General features: G+C 51.4%; 16 protein-coding genes. 6 read left to right on the top strand and 10 right to left on the bottom strand.

Features of this window, described 5'->3' with window-relative positions:
• Positions 1-12 precede the first annotated feature (12 nt).
• The 3 genes from ACN0YN_RS10570 to ACN0YN_RS10560 are packed head-to-tail and all read right to left on the bottom strand — an operon-like array spanning position 13 to position 2,510.
• Entirely contained in the window at positions 13-810 is a 798-nt protein-coding gene (locus ACN0YN_RS10570; protein WP_417384971.1) for a hypothetical protein, read from the bottom strand.
• On the bottom strand, positions 810-1,664 hold the full coding sequence (locus ACN0YN_RS10565; RefSeq protein WP_417384970.1) for a hypothetical protein: 855 nt from the start codon (positions 1,662-1,664) through the stop codon (positions 810-812). Before ACN0YN_RS10565 ends, ACN0YN_RS10570 begins: the two co-directional genes overlap by 1 nt.
• Before the next feature lie 18 nt (positions 1,665-1,682).
• Positions 1,683-2,510, bottom strand: a complete 828-nt coding sequence (locus ACN0YN_RS10560; protein WP_417384969.1) for a hypothetical protein — start codon at positions 2,508-2,510, stop codon at positions 1,683-1,685.
• A 305-nt stretch (positions 2,511-2,815) separates the two neighbouring features.
• Between ACN0YN_RS10560 and ACN0YN_RS10555 the strand changes: the two genes are divergently transcribed.
• Together ACN0YN_RS10555 and ACN0YN_RS10550 are read left to right on the top strand one after the other, a co-directional pair.
• Entirely contained in the window at positions 2,816-4,114 is a 1,299-nt protein-coding gene (locus ACN0YN_RS10555) for a carcinine hydrolase/isopenicillin-N N-acyltransferase family protein (protein ID WP_417384968.1), read from the top strand.
• A gap of 28 nt (positions 4,115-4,142) precedes the next feature.
• A complete protein-coding gene (locus ACN0YN_RS10550; protein WP_417384967.1) occupies positions 4,143-4,925 on the top strand; it encodes a BPL-N domain-containing protein in 783 nt (260 codons plus the stop codon).
• 464 nt (positions 4,926-5,389) lie between these two features.
• On the opposite strand, the gene ACN0YN_RS10545 is transcribed toward ACN0YN_RS10550, so the two are convergent.
• From ACN0YN_RS10545 to ACN0YN_RS10535, 3 genes are read right to left on the bottom strand one after another with little or no spacing between them, the layout of a single operon-like run.
• Positions 5,390-5,938 (bottom strand): hypothetical protein, encoded by a 549-nt coding sequence (locus ACN0YN_RS10545; protein ID WP_417384966.1) that lies wholly within the window; start codon positions 5,936-5,938, stop codon positions 5,390-5,392.
• Positions 5,935-6,498, bottom strand: a complete 564-nt coding sequence (locus ACN0YN_RS10540) for an SUKH-4 family immunity protein (RefSeq protein WP_417384965.1) — start codon at positions 6,496-6,498, stop codon at positions 5,935-5,937. Before ACN0YN_RS10540 ends, ACN0YN_RS10545 begins: the two co-directional genes overlap by 4 nt.
• A 40-nt stretch (positions 6,499-6,538) precedes the next feature.
• Positions 6,539-7,543: a 6-bladed beta-propeller gene (locus tag ACN0YN_RS10535; RefSeq protein ID WP_417384964.1), complete on the bottom strand. Its 1,005-nt coding sequence runs from the start codon at positions 7,541-7,543 to the stop codon at positions 6,539-6,541.
• A 320-nt stretch (positions 7,544-7,863) separates the two neighbouring features.
• Between ACN0YN_RS10535 and ACN0YN_RS10530 the strand changes: the two genes are divergently transcribed.
• The 3 genes from ACN0YN_RS10530 (at position 7,864) to ACN0YN_RS10520 (ending at position 13,028) form a co-directional block, all read left to right on the top strand.
• Positions 7,864-9,285: a hypothetical protein gene (locus ACN0YN_RS10530; protein ID WP_417384963.1), complete on the top strand. Its 1,422-nt coding sequence runs from the start codon at positions 7,864-7,866 to the stop codon at positions 9,283-9,285.
• A 458-nt stretch (positions 9,286-9,743) separates the two neighbouring features.
• Entirely contained in the window at positions 9,744-12,026 is a 2,283-nt protein-coding gene (locus ACN0YN_RS10525; protein WP_417384962.1) for a peroxidase family protein, read from the top strand.
• A gap of 198 nt (positions 12,027-12,224) precedes the next feature.
• Complete coding sequence (locus ACN0YN_RS10520; RefSeq protein ID WP_417384961.1) at positions 12,225-13,028, top strand: GNAT family N-acetyltransferase; 804 nt, start codon at positions 12,225-12,227, stop codon at positions 13,026-13,028.
• A gap of 9 nt (positions 13,029-13,037) precedes the next feature.
• Here ACN0YN_RS10520 and ACN0YN_RS10515 read toward each other — a convergent pair whose 3' ends face one another.
• From ACN0YN_RS10515 to ACN0YN_RS10500, 4 genes are all read right to left on the bottom strand, one after another.
• Entirely contained in the window at positions 13,038-14,660 is a 1,623-nt protein-coding gene (locus ACN0YN_RS10515) for a hypothetical protein (protein ID WP_417384960.1), read from the bottom strand.
• Positions 14,661-14,921: 261 nt separating this feature from the next.
• Entirely contained in the window at positions 14,922-15,335 is a 414-nt protein-coding gene (locus ACN0YN_RS10510) for a hypothetical protein (RefSeq protein ID WP_417384959.1), read from the bottom strand.
• A 100-nt stretch (positions 15,336-15,435) separates the two neighbouring features.
• Positions 15,436-16,080 (bottom strand): pentapeptide repeat-containing protein, encoded by a 645-nt coding sequence (locus ACN0YN_RS10505; protein WP_417384958.1) that lies wholly within the window; start codon positions 16,078-16,080, stop codon positions 15,436-15,438.
• A gap of 75 nt (positions 16,081-16,155) precedes the next feature.
• Positions 16,156-16,833 (bottom strand): hypothetical protein, encoded by a 678-nt coding sequence (locus ACN0YN_RS10500; protein WP_417384957.1) that lies wholly within the window; start codon positions 16,831-16,833, stop codon positions 16,156-16,158.
• 134 nt (positions 16,834-16,967) lie between these two features.
• Here ACN0YN_RS10500 and ACN0YN_RS10495 point away from each other — a divergent pair, with 134 nt between their 5' ends.
• Positions 16,968-17,513 (top strand): hypothetical protein, encoded by a 546-nt coding sequence (locus ACN0YN_RS10495; protein WP_417384956.1) that lies wholly within the window; start codon positions 16,968-16,970, stop codon positions 17,511-17,513.
• The last annotated feature ends 10 nt before the right edge of the window (positions 17,514-17,523 follow it).

Genomic DNA, 17,523 nt, shown 5'->3' with positions numbered 1-17,523 from the left:
TCACCAATGAGGTTATCCTTTCACAGATTGATGTACTGCTTCACTGTCATGCTCGGCAATCCACACCGCCAGGTCACGGAACGTTTCATAACCTGCTGGCAAGGGATTGAATCTGTAACAACAAATCGAGAAGACCTTCCAGAGTGCATAGGTTGTCGCAGTGGTTAACACGGGATACAGATAATTGCCATCCAGAAACAAGACCACTGAGATCAACAGAACAGGCCAGAACACCAGACAGCCACACCCCTCCATCAGAAACCAGAAAGATTTCAGCTCAGTCAGTCTGTTATCAGTCCGCCATTTCAGCTCGCTCCAGAAACCATCCAGCTGTCTTCCTCGAAAAGCATCCAGAATTCGTGTGGAGGGTGTTAATCGAGAGGCAGCCGGATAGAACTTTTCCGACAGCTCCAGCATCCCATAAAACGCACCAGCGGGAGCACATTCACGATCAATCACTGTTACGGGTTGAAAGGATATATGAGGAGCACGCTCGGCAATAGACTCAACAAGTGCTCTAAAAGTTAAATGCTGTCCCACATGCTCAATCCATTCTTCCGCAGATTGATAGCCTGCACCGAGCCCGAATATTTTTAGACGTTCCTCGCTCGAAAATTCAAAATGAAAAAAACGTTCGATTTGATAGACAAAGTCAGAAAAATCGAATTCCTGCCACTCATTGGCTTTCTTCAAAGACAGATCGATTCTTAATTCCACATCCGAAACCAGTTCCTGAGCTTCTTCTAGATCAATACCCAGAGTATAAATCAGGCTCTCTACGATACCACTTAATATCTGTTTCTCATTCATCAGGTGAGTCCCTTCCCTGCACTGTCTGTTTTCATGTTGCTTCCCCACACCGCCTCACAATCCAGATTGGCAATCAATACCGCCAGGTCGCGAAAGGTCTGCAGATCGGATGGCAGAGGGTTACTCCAACGCTGATAGATCCAGACTGCAAACATACCCACTGGAACAACTGCAAAAATGCTGGCGATATATACCGGTTCCAGCTTCAACAGACTGATTAATACCGCCACTACGGTCGTAAAACAGATCAGACTGGCGAAAGCAGTTACTTGCAGATAACGCCAGCCGGCGGGAAGTTCAACCACTCCCTGTTCCGTGATCCCGCGAAGTTGTGACCAGAAATAAACGACCGAATCTCCCTTCAAAACATCCCTGATTCTCGTACTTGGCCCGAAGTCCGGAGATCGCTTTTTCAACGATTTAACGAGTCCCTGAAGTCCATAAAACGCGCCCGCCGGTCCGCACTCAGTTCCCAGCACTTCTACCGGCTGAAAGGAAATCGCCGTCGCCCGCGCTGCAATAAATTGCGCCAACCTGCCGAAAGTAAAATCAGCGGCATAGAACTCTTCCCACTTTTCATAATCCGCTTTGTAGATATTGAGTTTGAAATACTCCGACCATTCAGAGTGAGAACTCTTAAACCGGAAGTAATATTCCATGTATTGGAAATATGCAAAGAAATCAGATATTTCAATTTCCTCATCCACCCACGTGGGAATCAATGACTGCAGGTAATGATCAATCCGTACTTCCGCTTTCAATGGAGGACGAGTCACAAGCAAATCCGGACCTAAGCATAACTGTTCCGCTATCCCACACAGAATCTGTTTCTCGCTATATCGTAACGGACTCATTGAGATTTCCTCTTAAGATTAATTTGGTGCGACATTCGCTGGAATCCATTCCGCATCACCACCGTGATCGACAATCCAGACCGCCAGATCCCGAAATGTCTGCAACTCGGGTGGCAGCGGATCAGAATAATGAGTATAGACAGAATCAGTAAACCAGATTGAAATCACATACAGGACTGCTCCAAGCAAGATATAAAAGTTCTCCATAAAGACTAACGCGGGGAAGGCTACCAACAGCACCCAGAAGGCAGTCATGCAGCCCCAGCTTGTGATAAAATCCCAGCGTCGCGTAAGTCTTGGCAGACGCACTTCCGATCTCCAGCTGAGCTCACTCCAGAACGAATTCAGTTGATAACCGCGAAACGCGTCAAGTATCTTTGTACTCGGCGTGACCTGACATTTTGCTGAAACCAGCTGATTCGAAATCTGCTCAATGCCATAAAACACACCCGCCGATCGGCACTCTTTATTGATCACCATCACGGGCTCAAACGAAACCGTATTCACAGCTCGCTTCTGAATAAACCGCGCCAGTGCACCAAAAGTAAATTGAGGCGCAATCTCGTTTTCCCACACTTCCACACTGGGCACATTCGCAATCCCCAGTTCTTCAGTCCATTCTTCCAGAGTGCTTAGAAATTTAAAATGCCTCTCCAGACGATAGAAGATATCCGCCAGATCGGTGTCTGCCCAATCATTGTGCGCTTTCATGTGTAGATCAATGCGAGTTTCGGCACTAAAGGGAGGATCCATTTCCATTTCATCTTCATCATACCCCATCGCATCACACCAGCATTCATACATACCATACAGAATCTGCTTTTCAGTATATCGCGTTTCCTGCATCAGAGTCCCCTTTCTGAATACACGTAAATCGGGATGAACGCATTCGCTGTTCGCCATCACTCAGCATAAAACATCTGACCCGCCAGTTATAGATTTTCTTTGACCATCTGCCCTGAATCTGAAATTTTTTATTTCCCCTGCAAATCAATCTATCGCACAATATGAAGATTTGATGCAGGTTTGATGAACCCGCTTTTTGACGCTTGAGTGAATCGTGAACCAAACTCAAAATGTTTCAACCATTTAGAAGTTTTCTTCCTGTGAAGATTCGAACCGTTTAACTCCCTCCAAAGGATGCACCGATTATGTACGCGAACCGGGCCTCGCTGATTCGGATGCTGATGCTGTTGCTGATCTGGAAAAGTTCTCCTCTCCCCCTCGATGCCTGCACCACCGCCGTCATCAGCGGCAAAGCGACGGTCGACGGCCGACCTCTGCTCTGGAAGAACCGCGATGCCCCTGCCCGGCACAATGAAGTCGCGCTGCTCACAGAAGGTCCACTGCGGGCCGTTGCCGTCGTCAATGCCGGCAGTCGTAAGTCGGCCTGGATGGGCATGAACGAAGCCGGCTTCTGCATCGAAAACTCTCTCAGTACCGACCTCCGCCAACCCGGCAAAAAAACGGGGCCCGCCAATGGTCTGTTGATCAAACGCGCCCTGCTGACCTGCCGCACTGTCGCTGATTTCAAACGACTGCTCGAAGAAACCAACCAGAGCGGTCGACGCACGGTCGCCAATTTCGGCGTCATCGATGCCCAGGGGGGCGCAGCCCTCTTCGAAACAGGCCCCACCAGTTTCACCATGTTCGATGCCAACGACCCGGCGGTCGCTCCGAACGGCTACATCGTCCGGTCCAACTTCGCAACCACCGCCCGCGATTTCCCCGCCAATCCGACACCAGAGCAGTTGGGAACCATCTACTCCGCTGAACGCTATTCGCAGGCCTGTTCTCGACTCGATATTCAAAAATCGAAAGGCATTTCCGTCGAGTATGTGATTCGTCATCTGACACGCGACCTCTCTCAAGCCACTGGCGCTCCCCATCCCGGCACCGTGAACAACGCCGCGAAACCACTGCCTGCGACTATCGCCACGAAAAATACGATCAGCCGCACCACAACGGTTTCCGCCGCTGTCTTTCAGGGAGTGAAACCAGGCGAAGATCCCCGACTGGCAACGATGTGGACGATTCTCGGCGATCCCAGTTTTTCTCTCGCCGTTCCCTCCTGGGTCGACGTTCAGACCATCGCTGATCCCCTGACAGACGAAAACGGAGCCGAACTGGGAGAAATCGCGATCACGCTCCGCGACTGGAATAAAACCGACGACGGAGACAGTATCAACACGGACTGTCTGCCGGGCATCTGGTCCGACCTCTGGCCTGTGGAAGACAAAATCCTCACACTCACCGCTAAATTCCAGGCAGCACGCAGAGAGCATGGCTACCCGACGGGTGCCGTCACCCGCTTTCATCAGAAAATGGCGAACCTCGCGATGAACGCCATGCAGCAGGAACTCCGCGAAATGAAGCAGGCAGCGGTGACGCTCCCTGCACCAGCACCGCCCGCGTTTGCTCCTGTCAAAAAGACGATTGTGATTCCCTGAATTCATCTTTTACTCTAAGGTTATTCCCATGTCACGTGTTTCACAATTTCTGCTGATCGTATTCTGCCTCACTCTGACTTCAGTTCCACAACCTGAAATCCTCGCGGAGGAAAGCAAGGCAGAAGAAACCGCGCCGGTCCGAGTTGCCATTTTTGATTTCCCCGGGTCCGGCTCCCTGGGTGATGAAAGCCTTCCCCGTTTTCTCACCCCGGAAAACGGCTTTCAATGCACGATCATTTCTCCCGAAGAGATTCGCAAAGGTCAGCTCAAAAACTTCGACGTCGTCATCATGCCGGGCGGCAGTGGCAGCGGTCAGGCCAAAGCACTCAAACCCGAAGGCCGGGCAGAAGTCCGTAAGTTTGTGAAAAACGGAGGCGGCTATGTTGGCATCTGCGCTGGTGCTTATCTGGCTTCTTCCCATTACAAATGGTCCCTCGATATTATCAACGCCCGTGTCTGGGATCGCTCCCACTGGAACCGGGGCAAAAGCAACGTCACGATCCAGTTGACCCCCGCCGGCTCTGAAGTCCTCAGCAAATCAAAATCAAAGTACAACATCTATTATTCAAACGGCCCCCTGCTCGTCCCCGACAATCAACCTGATCTTCCCGGCTATGAAGTCCTGGCGACTTTCGAATCCGAAGTCGCCCGGAACGGTGCGCCGGCAGAAGCAATGGTCGGCACTCACGCCATCATCCGGTCCAAATTCGGTTCCGGTCGCGTCATCTGTTTCAGCCCGCATGCGGAATTCAAAAAAGGACCACACTCCCTGATCGCCTCCGGCATCTACTGGGCCGCCAGTCAGGACTGAACCAGCTGCGCTTACTGCAGATCCCATCACCATTCGATTCCGTTTTTCCCATTCCAGTGCGCGATGATCAGCTTGACAGCCTCCCGCATCGGGACATGATGCGTGATCTGCGTCGCGCGCGAGGCAAATTATTGCTTGCCCGCTTTTGCTGTCCCTGACTCGACTTAGCGAAATCTGATGAATTATCCCCTGAGCCACCGAAATAGGAATTCCCTAAACTATAGAAGCTCATTTAACGCTACAGATAAAGATTATACTCGATATCACCCGCCCGATTTAGTTCAGTCTGAGCACCGACAAAAAAAGTGCGGGTCGACACGACTTCGGACCGCTGTCGGCCCCCTGTCAGACACCGTTCACACCCCTGTCGCGACGGGTTCGGCCCCGGATCGCCCCAGTTCGCCATACGGTACACCCCGAAGTCAGCAAAAGAGCAGTTGAACTCTGAAAAAAAAATGAGTTTCTCAGAAATCCCAACGGGAAAACCAGACGCGATTGTGCTCCAGGTCCAGGATCAGTATCTGACCATGTTGCCATTCCGCCCCCCGATCATGCGCCACATATCTGACCTGCGTTGACTCGAGCACCTGCTGAAAATCCAATTTGCTGATTTGATGATCGGGTCCTCCACCAGCGGGATCGGCACTCATCCCTTCGACACCAAAACCAGCCTGCCAACCCATGCCCTCCGGGATCGGTCCGGGATTCCATTTCAGTTGTTCCCACGGCGGTGCTTCTGTCAGCCATTGCTCCAGGGTTGCATGATCTACGTCAAACACCAGATGGAATTCGCCCTCTCCCACAAAGTCTAACCAGATATCTCCGGATGAAACCACCTGAGCCGAAGCAGGCCAGGCGATTCCCGTGTAACGCGTGAAGTCACCCCCGGGATCCGTCACGATACGACGTTGTGGCCCCTCTGGTCCTCCACAGCCAGCGAGCCAGATCCCGCCACACAAAACGAATAAGACCAGCACGATTCGACGGCATTGCGGGGGAGTGTATTCACTCATGAATCGCCTTCACGAAGCCGTTCCAGCTCCATAAACCAGAAACAACCTGGCGATATGCCAGGACTATCGATGCGTGCTAAATCATGATTGAGACGTACCAGAAGCGCTTCTGGAATATCACAATCTAACCAGGCATCCTCACCGTTTTGTTCCTGGCAATCACGAACAAACTGGCGATAGATCAAAAGAGACTCTGCCAGTGCCGTGATGGAAGAATTGATCAACACAGGTTTAAAATTGAGATCATGATTCAGATAAACGACCAGTCCGTTTTCTCCTTCATCAAGACAGACTGGATCACCCGATCCATTACTGCCGATTATCCGGTAGCGGCGAAAAGCGGAATCCTGATTCCATAAGTCCGAAACATCAGGAAGCAGCCCCGCTTCTGGAGCCTGAAAATCCAGAAAGGGAGCTGCGGAATCCGGCAGGCCAGCAGACGTCAAAAACTCACGGGACGTTTCAGGGATAGAAAGCCCCGTAACGGATTGCGCTGGAAATGCAATTAGAACTTCATCTTCATCATCACACCAGCGCTCACAAAATGTTTCAGGCGACATGAATTCTCTCTCATCAGAAGGCAACGGTCTACCTGGTAGTTTACTTCACCCGGACCAGTTTCATCAAACGTCCGGAGACGTTCCAGTCCTGGACATACAGGTTGCCATCTTTGTCCCAGTAGGAACCATGGGTGCCGCTGAAGATGCCTTCGCGCCACTGATCCTGGGGCACATTGAAATTGCGATTCGTTTTGGGATCTTCATTGTTCCCCAGCACAGCGACAATGGTGTTGGTCTTGTCCAGAATCACCAGCCGCCCGTGCAGATCGGGTACTGAAACATAATCACCCTGGATCGAAACAGATGTCGGCATCCCCAGACCGGTGATCACTTCTTCAATAAAGTTGCCTTCCAGATCGTAGTGCAGCAGTCGGCCTTTGGGCTGATGGTTGCGGTCGCAGATCAGCAGACGTGGAGGGTTGTAGCGTGTATCCAGTGTCATGCCATGCGCGGTATTGAATTCCTTCAGACCGTTCCCCTTTTTACCAAAGTGGGACTTGTATTTACCATTTTTGTCAAATTTGAAGATGTAATTGCTGGCATAACCGTCGGACAGAATGATATCGCCGTTCGGAGCGACAGTAATCGCCGTCGGCGCGAACTTCTTCAGATCGAGCCCCGATTCTTTCGGGAACGGCATTTTCAGGATCATCTCACCGGTGAGTGCGTTGAATTTGATGCCTTCCGCGTTCGCATTGCGGGCACCATAAATGAATTCGCCATCTTCTTCTTCGCGAATTTCCATATCATGAATGTTGGAATACTCGTCTCCCAGAAAACGACGCACGACTTTGCCATCGGGTGAAAAAACAACCACGCCGATTTTCGCACTCGTGTAAATATTGCCTGCTTTATCGATCACCACGCCGCCGTGGGTTGGCCCCAGCACCGAACGCCCCTGCTCATCAAAGCCCCAGCCGGGCACCGTGTCGAAGGTCATAATCCCGCAGCCCATCCGCACCGGTTCGACTTTTTCCGCCGCCGAAAGCGAGACAGTGATGCTTAATACCACAGCGACCGCAATACAATTCAAGCACTTTTTCATAATCCGGGTTCCTGTTGATTTCATGTCCAGAGAGGAATGGCGGGCCATTCGCATCCGTTGTAAGTAATGACAGACACCCACCATACAACGACGGCTATCTGTACTTCCAGTATCCCCCTCCGCACCACACTTTGCAACTAAACCCGCCTGAAACGGCTTTTTTTGCCCATTTCGGATTTTTTCTCAATCTCCTGGTAACACTTTCTGGCACCTCTCGCTTGGTAGTACATGCAGGGGGGATGACAACCTGCAACACAACAGTGAATCACCTGTGAAACGGATTCACTTCACCATAACAAAACATTTCAGGAGACAGAACAATGAAACGCATCGCACTCAGCCTGATGATCCTCACGATGGTCTTCAGCACCAGCATGTCAGATTTAGAAGCCGGTAACCGGGGCCGCTCCGGTGGCTCAAGACGCTCAGGTGGCTCCAGCTTTTCCCGCTCTTCACGATCCAGTAACTTTTCACGTGGCAGTATGCAGAGCCGGGCACCAAGAATGCAGTCGTCACAACAGCGGACACGGAATTTTTCCAACGTTCGTAAAAGTCCGACGAACTTTAACCGGAAACCAACAATGAACACGATTCGGGATCACCGCACTCCCACAGTTCGTGATCATCGAACCCCGACGGTCCGCGATCATCGTCAGATGAACGTCAGACCAAAACAGGTGAGTTCGGCTCCACGCCCACGTCAGACACTCAAGCCCATTGATACGGGCATCGGGAATGGCAAACCGGCGGGTGGCGGATTCAATCGTCCGACAACGAAACCCTTCACCGGAATTCGTCCACGACCTGTGAACAGCTCCGCACCGAAACCGCGACCGACGATGAAACCCATCGATTCAGGTATTGGTAACGGCAAACCAGCGGGTGGCGTGTTCAATCGTCCCACGACGAAACCGTTCAACGGGATTCGTCCGCGGCCGACAACTAAACCCCTTGATCCAGGTATCGGAAACGGCAAACCAGCCGGCGGTGGATTCACACGCCCTGTGAAAGATCCTTTTACCGGCATCAGCCCACGCCCCAGACCTAAACCCCTCGATCCGGGAATCGGAAATGGTAAACCAGGAACAGGCGGAATCAAACCTTTTCCCAAACCAGGTACAGGAGCACCTAAACCACGACCTAACCCCAAACCTCCGGTAGGAAACGGTCCTCCAAAACCACGTCCACCAAAGCCAAACCCAAATCCAAATCCGGGACAGGGTAACAACGGCGGCGGACATCATGGCGGAAATAACGGTGGTCATCACAATGGCGGACACCACAATGGTGGTCATCATAATGGACACCATGGACATCACTGGCACAACCATCGTCCCCGGTTCTCCTGGTGGTGGTTCAACTACTGCACGCCACTGCAAAACTATGGACCAGGTAACTACCAGTACTGCAACTATGTGTATCCCACCTGCGACTACGTCGCTCCCAACGGTCAGATCATTGAAGACGTCCGCTGGTACCTGGGAATGAAAGGACTGACATTACCCGGTAAGGGCATCGGAATCGAATCGGTCGAAGCCAATTCTCCCGCCGATCTGACCGGACTCAAACCTGGTATGGTCATCACCAAATGTAACGGCGTCGTCATCACCGACGATGCCACCTTCGGACAGGTCATCACTGCCTCAGGCGGCGTCCTGGAACTGGAACTGCTCGAATCGATCGACGGTCCCCAGCTCGAAGCAACCGTGCAGATGACTCGTCTGCCAGCCGCAAGTTTCTAGTGAGCATTACACTTAACCATGGCGTCCGTCAATCTAATATACTCGATCCAAATGGACTTGGAGACGCCACAGTAAAACTGGACACTGTCCAGGGAGCAGGCAACGCATGAGGCAAACTGGCAACCCCGAGAGAACGTCCGATGAGGTGCAAACCTTGTCGGGCGTTTTTTTGTTTCAGGAGGAAAGACAACCGATAATTCGTCCACTCGTACTCCCGACGTTTTAAAGAATCTGAAATTTTTTCTGACGAATTAATGTGGATTGTCGCAACCAGTTTCCGTTTCTAGTCTCCGAGACTCTCTAAGGACTACCCGCAGTCTTGGGTAGGCCGGTTGATCAACTCTTTTTGTAGGGCGGGCCTTCGTCATTACAAAATAACAACCACGCGTCTGGTGGCTTCTGTCGATCAGTTCGGAAGAACTGCGCGCACGCTGCTTCACGCTCCAGGAGATCCCATCATGCTTTTCTCAAAATCAAATCGCCGTCAGGCAACCCGTCAAGCATCATACATTTCCAATGTAGAACACCTTGAAGATCGCCAGTTGCTCTCGGCGATGAATTCTCCCGCAACAGACATAGTAGACGACACCGATTTGTGCACGATGTCCGATACGACTCCCGAATACGCTTCGATCGATGGAACGGGCAACAACATCGACAATCCGGAACTCGGCAGTACCTACACGGAACTGATCAGACTGGCCGCAGCAGCTTACGAAGACGGCCTGTCGTCTCCCGCCGGGGAAGACCGCCCCAGTGCCCGTGAAATCAGTAACGTCCTGGCTGCCGCAGATACATCCCAGACCAACGATCGCTACCTGACTGATATCTTCTGGGTCTGGGGGCAGTTCATTGATCACGATATCACCCTGACCGAATCCGCACACGATGAATACGGCAATCCACTGGAGTCATTTCCCATCAATGTTCCGACCGGCGACATGTACTTTGATCCCGACGGATCAGGAGATGATGTCATCGATATGAGCCGATCGATCTTTGAAGAAGACGCAAACGGCGTTCGACAGCAGATCAATCAGATTACTGCGTTCATCGATGGTTCGGTAATCTACGGTTCGAGCCACGAAGTGGCAGACAGTTTACGCACGTTTCAGGGAGGCTTGCTAAAGACCAGTGACGGAGATTTGCTCCCCTATGGAGATAACGGATTCTTTCTGGCAGGTGATATCCGCGCCAACGAAAATTCCGCTTTGACTTCGATGCAGACCATCTGGATGCGCGAACACAATCGCATCGCGACCGAACTGGCACTGCATAATCCCGACCTGACCGATGAACAACTCTACCAACAGGCACGGCAGATCGTTGCTGCAGAATTACAGGCGATTACTTTCAACGAATTCCTCCCCGCTCTGCTGGGCTCCAATGCGATCAGCAGATACCAGGGCTACGATTCAACCGTTGATCCGAGTATCGCCAATGAATTCTCCACCGCCGCCTATCGCTTCGGACACACGATGCTCTCCTCCGAACTGCTGCGGCTCGATGAAAATGGCAACGTCGCCGACGAAGGCAATCTCGCGCTCCTGAACGCCTTTTTCAATCCGAGTGAAGTGGCCAACAATGGCGTCGATTCACTGCTACGCGGGTTGACCGTCAACCTGGCTCAGGAAATCGATAACCAGGTCGTGGACGACGTGCGTAACTTCCTGTTTGGCCCTCCCGGTGCCGGCGGCTTCGATCTCGCCTCACTAAATATCCAGCGTGGACGCGATCATGGACTTTCTGACTACAACTCAACCCGGGTTGCCCTCGGACTGGACGCCGTCGAAGACTTCTCCGACATCACCTCAGATCCGGACGTCGCTGCCCGGCTCGAACAACTGTATGGCACTGTCGACAACATCGACCTCTGGGTGGGGGGCCTTGCCGAAGATCATCTGCCGGGCTCCAGCATGGGCGAAACCTTTACGGCGATTATCGTCGATCAATTCGAACGGCTCCGCGATGGAGATCGCTTCTGGTATGAAAACATCTTCTCCGGCGAGGCACTTGAAAAAATCAGTAACACCACGCTGGCCGACGTCATCGAACGCAACTCAGATGTCGCCGGGCTGCAGGAAAATGTTTTCTTTGCCCCCACAGTCATGCAGGTCGACCTGACGGAAACACACTCCGACGATGTATCGCTTCGCGTGAAAAAAGGCAACCTCGAAGTCGTCGACAATCAAACCAGAAGGGTCATCGCCAGTCAATCATTAGACAGTGTCGAACGTCTGATGCTGACAAGCGCCGACCCTGGTTCGCTGCAAATCCGCTTTAGAGGTATCAGACCATCAGACCTTCCAGGTGGACTGGTCGTTGAGGCCTCCCGGGGACGCCATGACACATTGATCGTTAACGGCACTCAACAGGACGATACCATCGTCGTCAACGAGAATACGCTTGAGGTCAACGGCCTGGAAGTGGAATTCACCGGCATCGATCGGATTGTCATTCAGCACACGGACGCTAATGACACGGTCGCAATCGCTGACGAAGTCGACATCGATGTCAACGTGCTGGATATGAATCATCGAGATCCCATGCCTCAGGGATCTCCCGGCAGAGAGCAACCACCACAACAGGATAGCCGTCGCCCCGCACAGGGACCGAACCGGGGACCAGAACAACGAGCTGATGAAAATCAGCAGGATGATTTCGGAATGCTCGACCAGGTCTTCGCTTCTTCTGACCTGGAGCAGGTATTAGATATGCGTCCCCCCAAACGTCGTCCGTAACGGTCTGAAATTCAGTTCAGGACTAACAGAAAGGAAACCCGCGAAAGCGTCCGATGAGGCATCTGCCTTGTCGGGCGTTTTTTTTCAAAACGGCTCCCGTAAAATATTCACTCAGCACCGAACCTTCACGAGAACGAAATTTGTCCTATACTGAGAAAAACCCTGATTCCAGCCTTTTACGAAATAGCGACACAAATCATGCTTCGCGAACTCACACCCGACGATCAGCAGACCATTCTCGATTTCGCGTATCAGCGGGAAATCGAAAACATGTTTGTCATCGGCAGCTTTATATTTTCTCCGAACCCGTTTGAATTCAACACGTATCTGGGTTACTTCGAAAACGGCACGCTGGTCGGTCTCGGCGTTTACTTTGGTCGCTGGAACGACATCACGCTCAACGCCGAGAGCACGACGATCATCAATGCCTTTGTGGATGAATTTGTAAAACAGAATCGCCCCGTCAAATATGTCGTCGCCTTCAAACGCCATGCGCTACCGACCATCGAACGACTGAAAGTCCATGGCATCGTGCCCGACAAGATCAGCGAACAGACTCTGAATCTGCTGACGCAGGAAAATTTCAACGACTGTTCCACCGGGGCAGAGGTCCAGGGAACAGCCGACGACATCGACGCCATCATCCGCCTGGGAAACATCATGGAAGGCCGGGACGCAGACCAACCGGTTACCGCAAATGAACGTGCGCGAATCTCTCCCGCTTATGAATGGCTGCTGAAACAGGAAGGTGAGATCATCGCCAAAGCCAACATTCACGGCATTTCACAACACTACGCCCAGATCGGTGGCGTGATGACGCATCCTGCCCACCAGGGAAATGGTTACGCCAAACAGACCGTGAGTGCGATCTGCAGGCACTGGTTCAACCAGGGAAAACAACTCACGCTGTTTGTCAACAACGATAACATTCCCGCCATCAGAGCGTATGCCAGGCTCGGCTTCCAACCCATCGACAACTATATTCACGCGGAATATCCATGAAGCGCAAGCTCACCGCACATACAGCGCACTGAATCGGATCTCGGATTTCTGTTCCCCCTCAAACGTCACCCGCAGCCGATACCGTTCGGGCAGACCCGTGACGTCCATCTGACCATTCCAGACCACAGGCGTCTGAAAGCCACTCTTCGTCACCACCGCAGCCTGCGCTCCCGCATAGTCAGGCAGCGGGACCGCATTTGCACTCAACAGTTCCACTTTCAGCCGCGCATCTTTTCCCAACCCGTCAGCATTCATGTAGAACTGGAGAGGCCCCTCCCCTTTGCGTGAAATCGCAGCGGTCAGAAATTCACTCGTCGTGACCGGCATCTGGTAGTCCCCGTTCCCGGTGGTCGTATCATCCACCCGCAGATCGGCAAACCGGTCGCGGGGCAGCGTGACAATCCCCACTCCCCCCCGAGGCGGAGAACCCTCCCAGTGCCGCGGATCCCAGGCACCGTAATACACAAACGTCTGCGCGCCGATGTTCTCAAAGCCCTGCCCCTGCAGTAAGCCTCCCTGGTCCCACTCGCCGTCGGCCCCCCGTTTCAAAAAAGTCCACTCATACGCAGGCTGACGAAACTGCACGCCGTCATTACTGACTACAAACCCCAGGTCGATGGTCACATCTTTCCATTCCCGGGCCCCGTGCCAGATCCCGGAAATACCCAGCAGCACATTTCCCCGGTTCCACACGCTTACCCCTTCGTGATTCTGTTCTCCCTCGCGGCTTCGCCCCGGTCCCAGCAGGTGATACTGTTGCGGCCGGACGAAACCGACCGTGCTCGCATGCGACCAGGTCTCGAAGTCAGGCGAAATAAACTGCCGCACCACCCGACCATGATAAGGTCGCGATGCCGCAATCGCATTCTGACCATTCACATAATACAGGCCGTCCCATTTATAGAGCCCGCCGACCGGCTCATAATGTAACGGAGGCAACAGCATCTCTTCCACCTGCAGCTCCGCCTGAACCGGTTTCGCAGCATGCAGCGTTTTCCACCGCAGACCGTCGGCACTCGCGTAGGTCGCCAGCGTTCCCAGCCGGACTTTGTTTTTGGGGAACCAGACATGCGCTCCCATTTTATACCGCCGCGACGGATCGGGATCGTCCGGCTCGTAGAGCACTTTGACGTTTAAAATCCCCATGTGCGGCTCAATCTGCACCAGGTTGTTCTTGCGATTCCCCGCGTACTCCACCAGCCCCAGGTCCGGTTTGGTCCAGTGCACGCCATCGCGGCTCTCGGCATAAGCCACCCGCCACGGAGACGAGCGAGGCACACTCTTATCCAGCCGATCCTCCCCCGCCGCCACATACCACATCCGATACACATCGCCCACGCGAATGACCGAACCATAAAACTGCACGGCCCACGAATCCGGCGTCCCGGCTCCCCCGCGCTGCACAACCGGATTCGCCGGATGCCGTTCAGGCGACCGCATCACCAGTTTCAGATTCTGTGAAAAAGGGAGCGAAACCTCATCAAAGGCAAACAGCGTCGTCGCCTGCGTCTCATCAAAATAACGACCGTGTGCATCACCGCCATGTTCATCACCGCTGTCTTCTGCAGCAGCGATCACACCAGCCAGACCAGCCCAGACAATCCCCGCCACCAGCAACAGACCCCAGCGCATCACCCTGCCCCCCGGAAGAAAGAAAAATTAATGAGATGTGTTCAGTGTAGAAGATTGAACCGGGGAAGCAATGAAATTATTGAGTATTTGAGCCTACGAACGAATGCGATCCAAATTGCGGTTCCAACTAACTGGTCCTGAATAGTATATCAAGATCTGGTCGCGGTTAGCGGGCAAGGTCAGCGTGACGCTGGAAGTATTGCGTAAACACAAATCAAAAAAGCAGCAGTGCCATTCGGACCTGCATCATTAAAATTCAAATCAATTATTAAATTGGGGAATACACTTTTCGCGTGGTGCGTACCCTCGGAGCCAAGTCCCTAATTCTAATGGGCTTACTGATAAAGTATTTGCAATTTCTCGCAAATCCTTTCCACTTCGAAGTTCATCAAGTGCCTGTTTCAGGATAGTTTCGCCTGGAGCATCTGGAAATATCATCTGAAGATTTGATGCTTGCGGATAACACCTGGTCATCTGAGTGATAGACCACTTACTGACACCTTCAGCTGATGCCCAGTCATCAACCTCAAGCTGTTTAAGAAAATGTAAAATGAGTACTTCATCAGCCTTTACAATTCGACATTCAAAAGGAGGAGATGCTCGATCACTCCACGACAACTCAATAATACTTTTGAGATATTCTCCCTTCCCAACGGCTTTCCAACTTGCACTCATATAATTTCCTGAATCGTTTAATTTAAAACCCTCTTCGAGTGTGAGATCGTAAAATTCATGCTCGAATATATGACTGGTGATTCTGGTGAAGAGTATTTCATTAACTGTCGGGAAACTCTCCTGTTTTTAACATGCGAAACTGATAACAGGCTTCGTTGAACTGTGCGCCTTCCAGCCGTGCGTCCTGAAAAGATGTGTTACTCAATACACTCCCGTGAAACTGGGCTCCACGCAAATCGGCGTTTGAAAAATCAGAGCCCTTCAACTCAGCATCCCAGAAATCAGCGCCTCGTAGGGATGCTCCCTGAAATGAAAGCTTCACATAAGCATTTCGGAGCACCAGACCATCCAGTTTACATCCCGACAAAGACTCGCGATCGTCTGTCTCAATACGACTGCCGTTGAAAACTCGTTCTCCTGCCTGGTAACGTGCCAGCAACTCTTCCGCTGAGCGGGCCGGTCGAATACCCCTCTGTGCAATCTCATACGCGGCTAGCAGTCGCGAGGCGATCAACTCATCCCCTCTTGGATCACTCAGACTTACTCCCAGCGAGTTCTCCCGCAGACGCAGCAGATGTGCCGACAACTTGCGTTCATCTGCCCCTTTCCTTAGCAAGTGGATGATACCAGTGATGTAGCTGGAATATTCTCTGGTTGCTGCTTCGTCAGCATTGACTCCCAGAGGATCCCACTCACGGAACAGAATGTCATGCACCAGTCTTAACAAGTGAGAGTCCACGTTCATAATGCTTCTCTTGGAAATGGCTGATATCAGCTGCCTTCAATTGCTCAAGAGAATCCTCTCCTGAAAATGTAAGAGCTATTGAGAAAATGAAATTTTCAGAATTCCACGACGTATAAGCTTATCAATACTTTTCACCCATCTTTCATCAGACAGTTTTATTAGTTCCAAATTATCATTGATTATCGAACAGTTTCTGTTTAATCCCCTGATTCTCTGGTTGTGAATTTCCACCAGTTCCTCAAAACAGACTTTCGGATAGTAAGCAATATCACCACCAGGATCTGAATAACACATAAATCGACCATTACTGGATGTGATATCACCGGTCACGTCGTTTAGAAATGTAAAAATAAAATAAGGACGCTTTTTTACCTGAGCGTCGTCAAAATCCAGAATGACTGATACTACTGAATCTCCTTTCTGATGACGTGAAATGATACCGACTCCCGTTAGCTTCAGTTCATTTAAACGGGAACCAGAAATAACTCCCGTAAGTAGTGGTTCTACAAAACCATAGCTGGCTAACAGATTCAGTTCTGCCTGAACTTCAGCCTGATAAATCACAGGTACCTGTTCCAGTTCCATGAGATTATCCTGAATCGAACGAAATACGGGAAATGGTTTTCGCTTCAGTTGCTTTAAATTAAGCTTGATTAGTATCCAAAACAGAACAGCTCTCAGAATATTTGGATACCACATTCCAATATATTCTCGTAAATAATATCTCTCGTAATGCTGTTCATAAAATTGCATTCGAATTGTTTCCCGCAAATAATATCATGGCGATCTCTATTCGTATTTATTTGAGTGAGGACTGAAAGTGTATCATAAAATGAAGCTTCACAATCTCCAGTCGAAAATCATGACTCAATAATCTATTTCACATAATGCAATATCTCACCATCGACACCCCTCTGGGTGAAATCAATTTTTTCGTTTTCGGCGTCACGAAAGCCGTTTCGATTCATCTCGATTCAGTACCGCTGTCCCTCACGCTTTCGCCTGGGATGTCAGTCTCTGGTCGCGTTGGCATCCTGTTGAGAGTTCACTGCCATGAACCGATTGACAATCTGATCTTCGAATGCCGTCTGCTCGAACATCAATTTACCGATCATGCAATTGACTGCGGAGAGCATCTCTACGCACACTCCTGGGAAAACGATCACACGATTCTGATGATTGGCACTGAAGACGAAGAATGCCTTAACGCCAGACTCCCCGAAGACCAGCAGGTTTACCCCGATTCAGTCGGCAGCGATGTCAAAGGCGTCTCGATTGAGCTGCCTGAATTAGCGAAAGGCAGCGAAAACACATTCCAGATGATCGTCGCCTGGAACGATCTACCCGAATCGACAGAGAGTTCCTGCTGGAACGCGGTTGATTTCAAGCATGCGGAACTGTTGAATGAATTCCATAAAAAAAGCAGCCCGTGAAGGCTGCTCA

Origin of the sequence: Gimesia sp. (genome assembly GCF_048260065.1) — a bacterium.
Classification (GTDB): Bacteria; Planctomycetota; Planctomycetia; order Planctomycetales; family Planctomycetaceae; genus Gimesia.
Note: the sequence above shows the minus strand (reverse complement) of the source record. Positions and strands in the feature narration are given on the sequence as shown.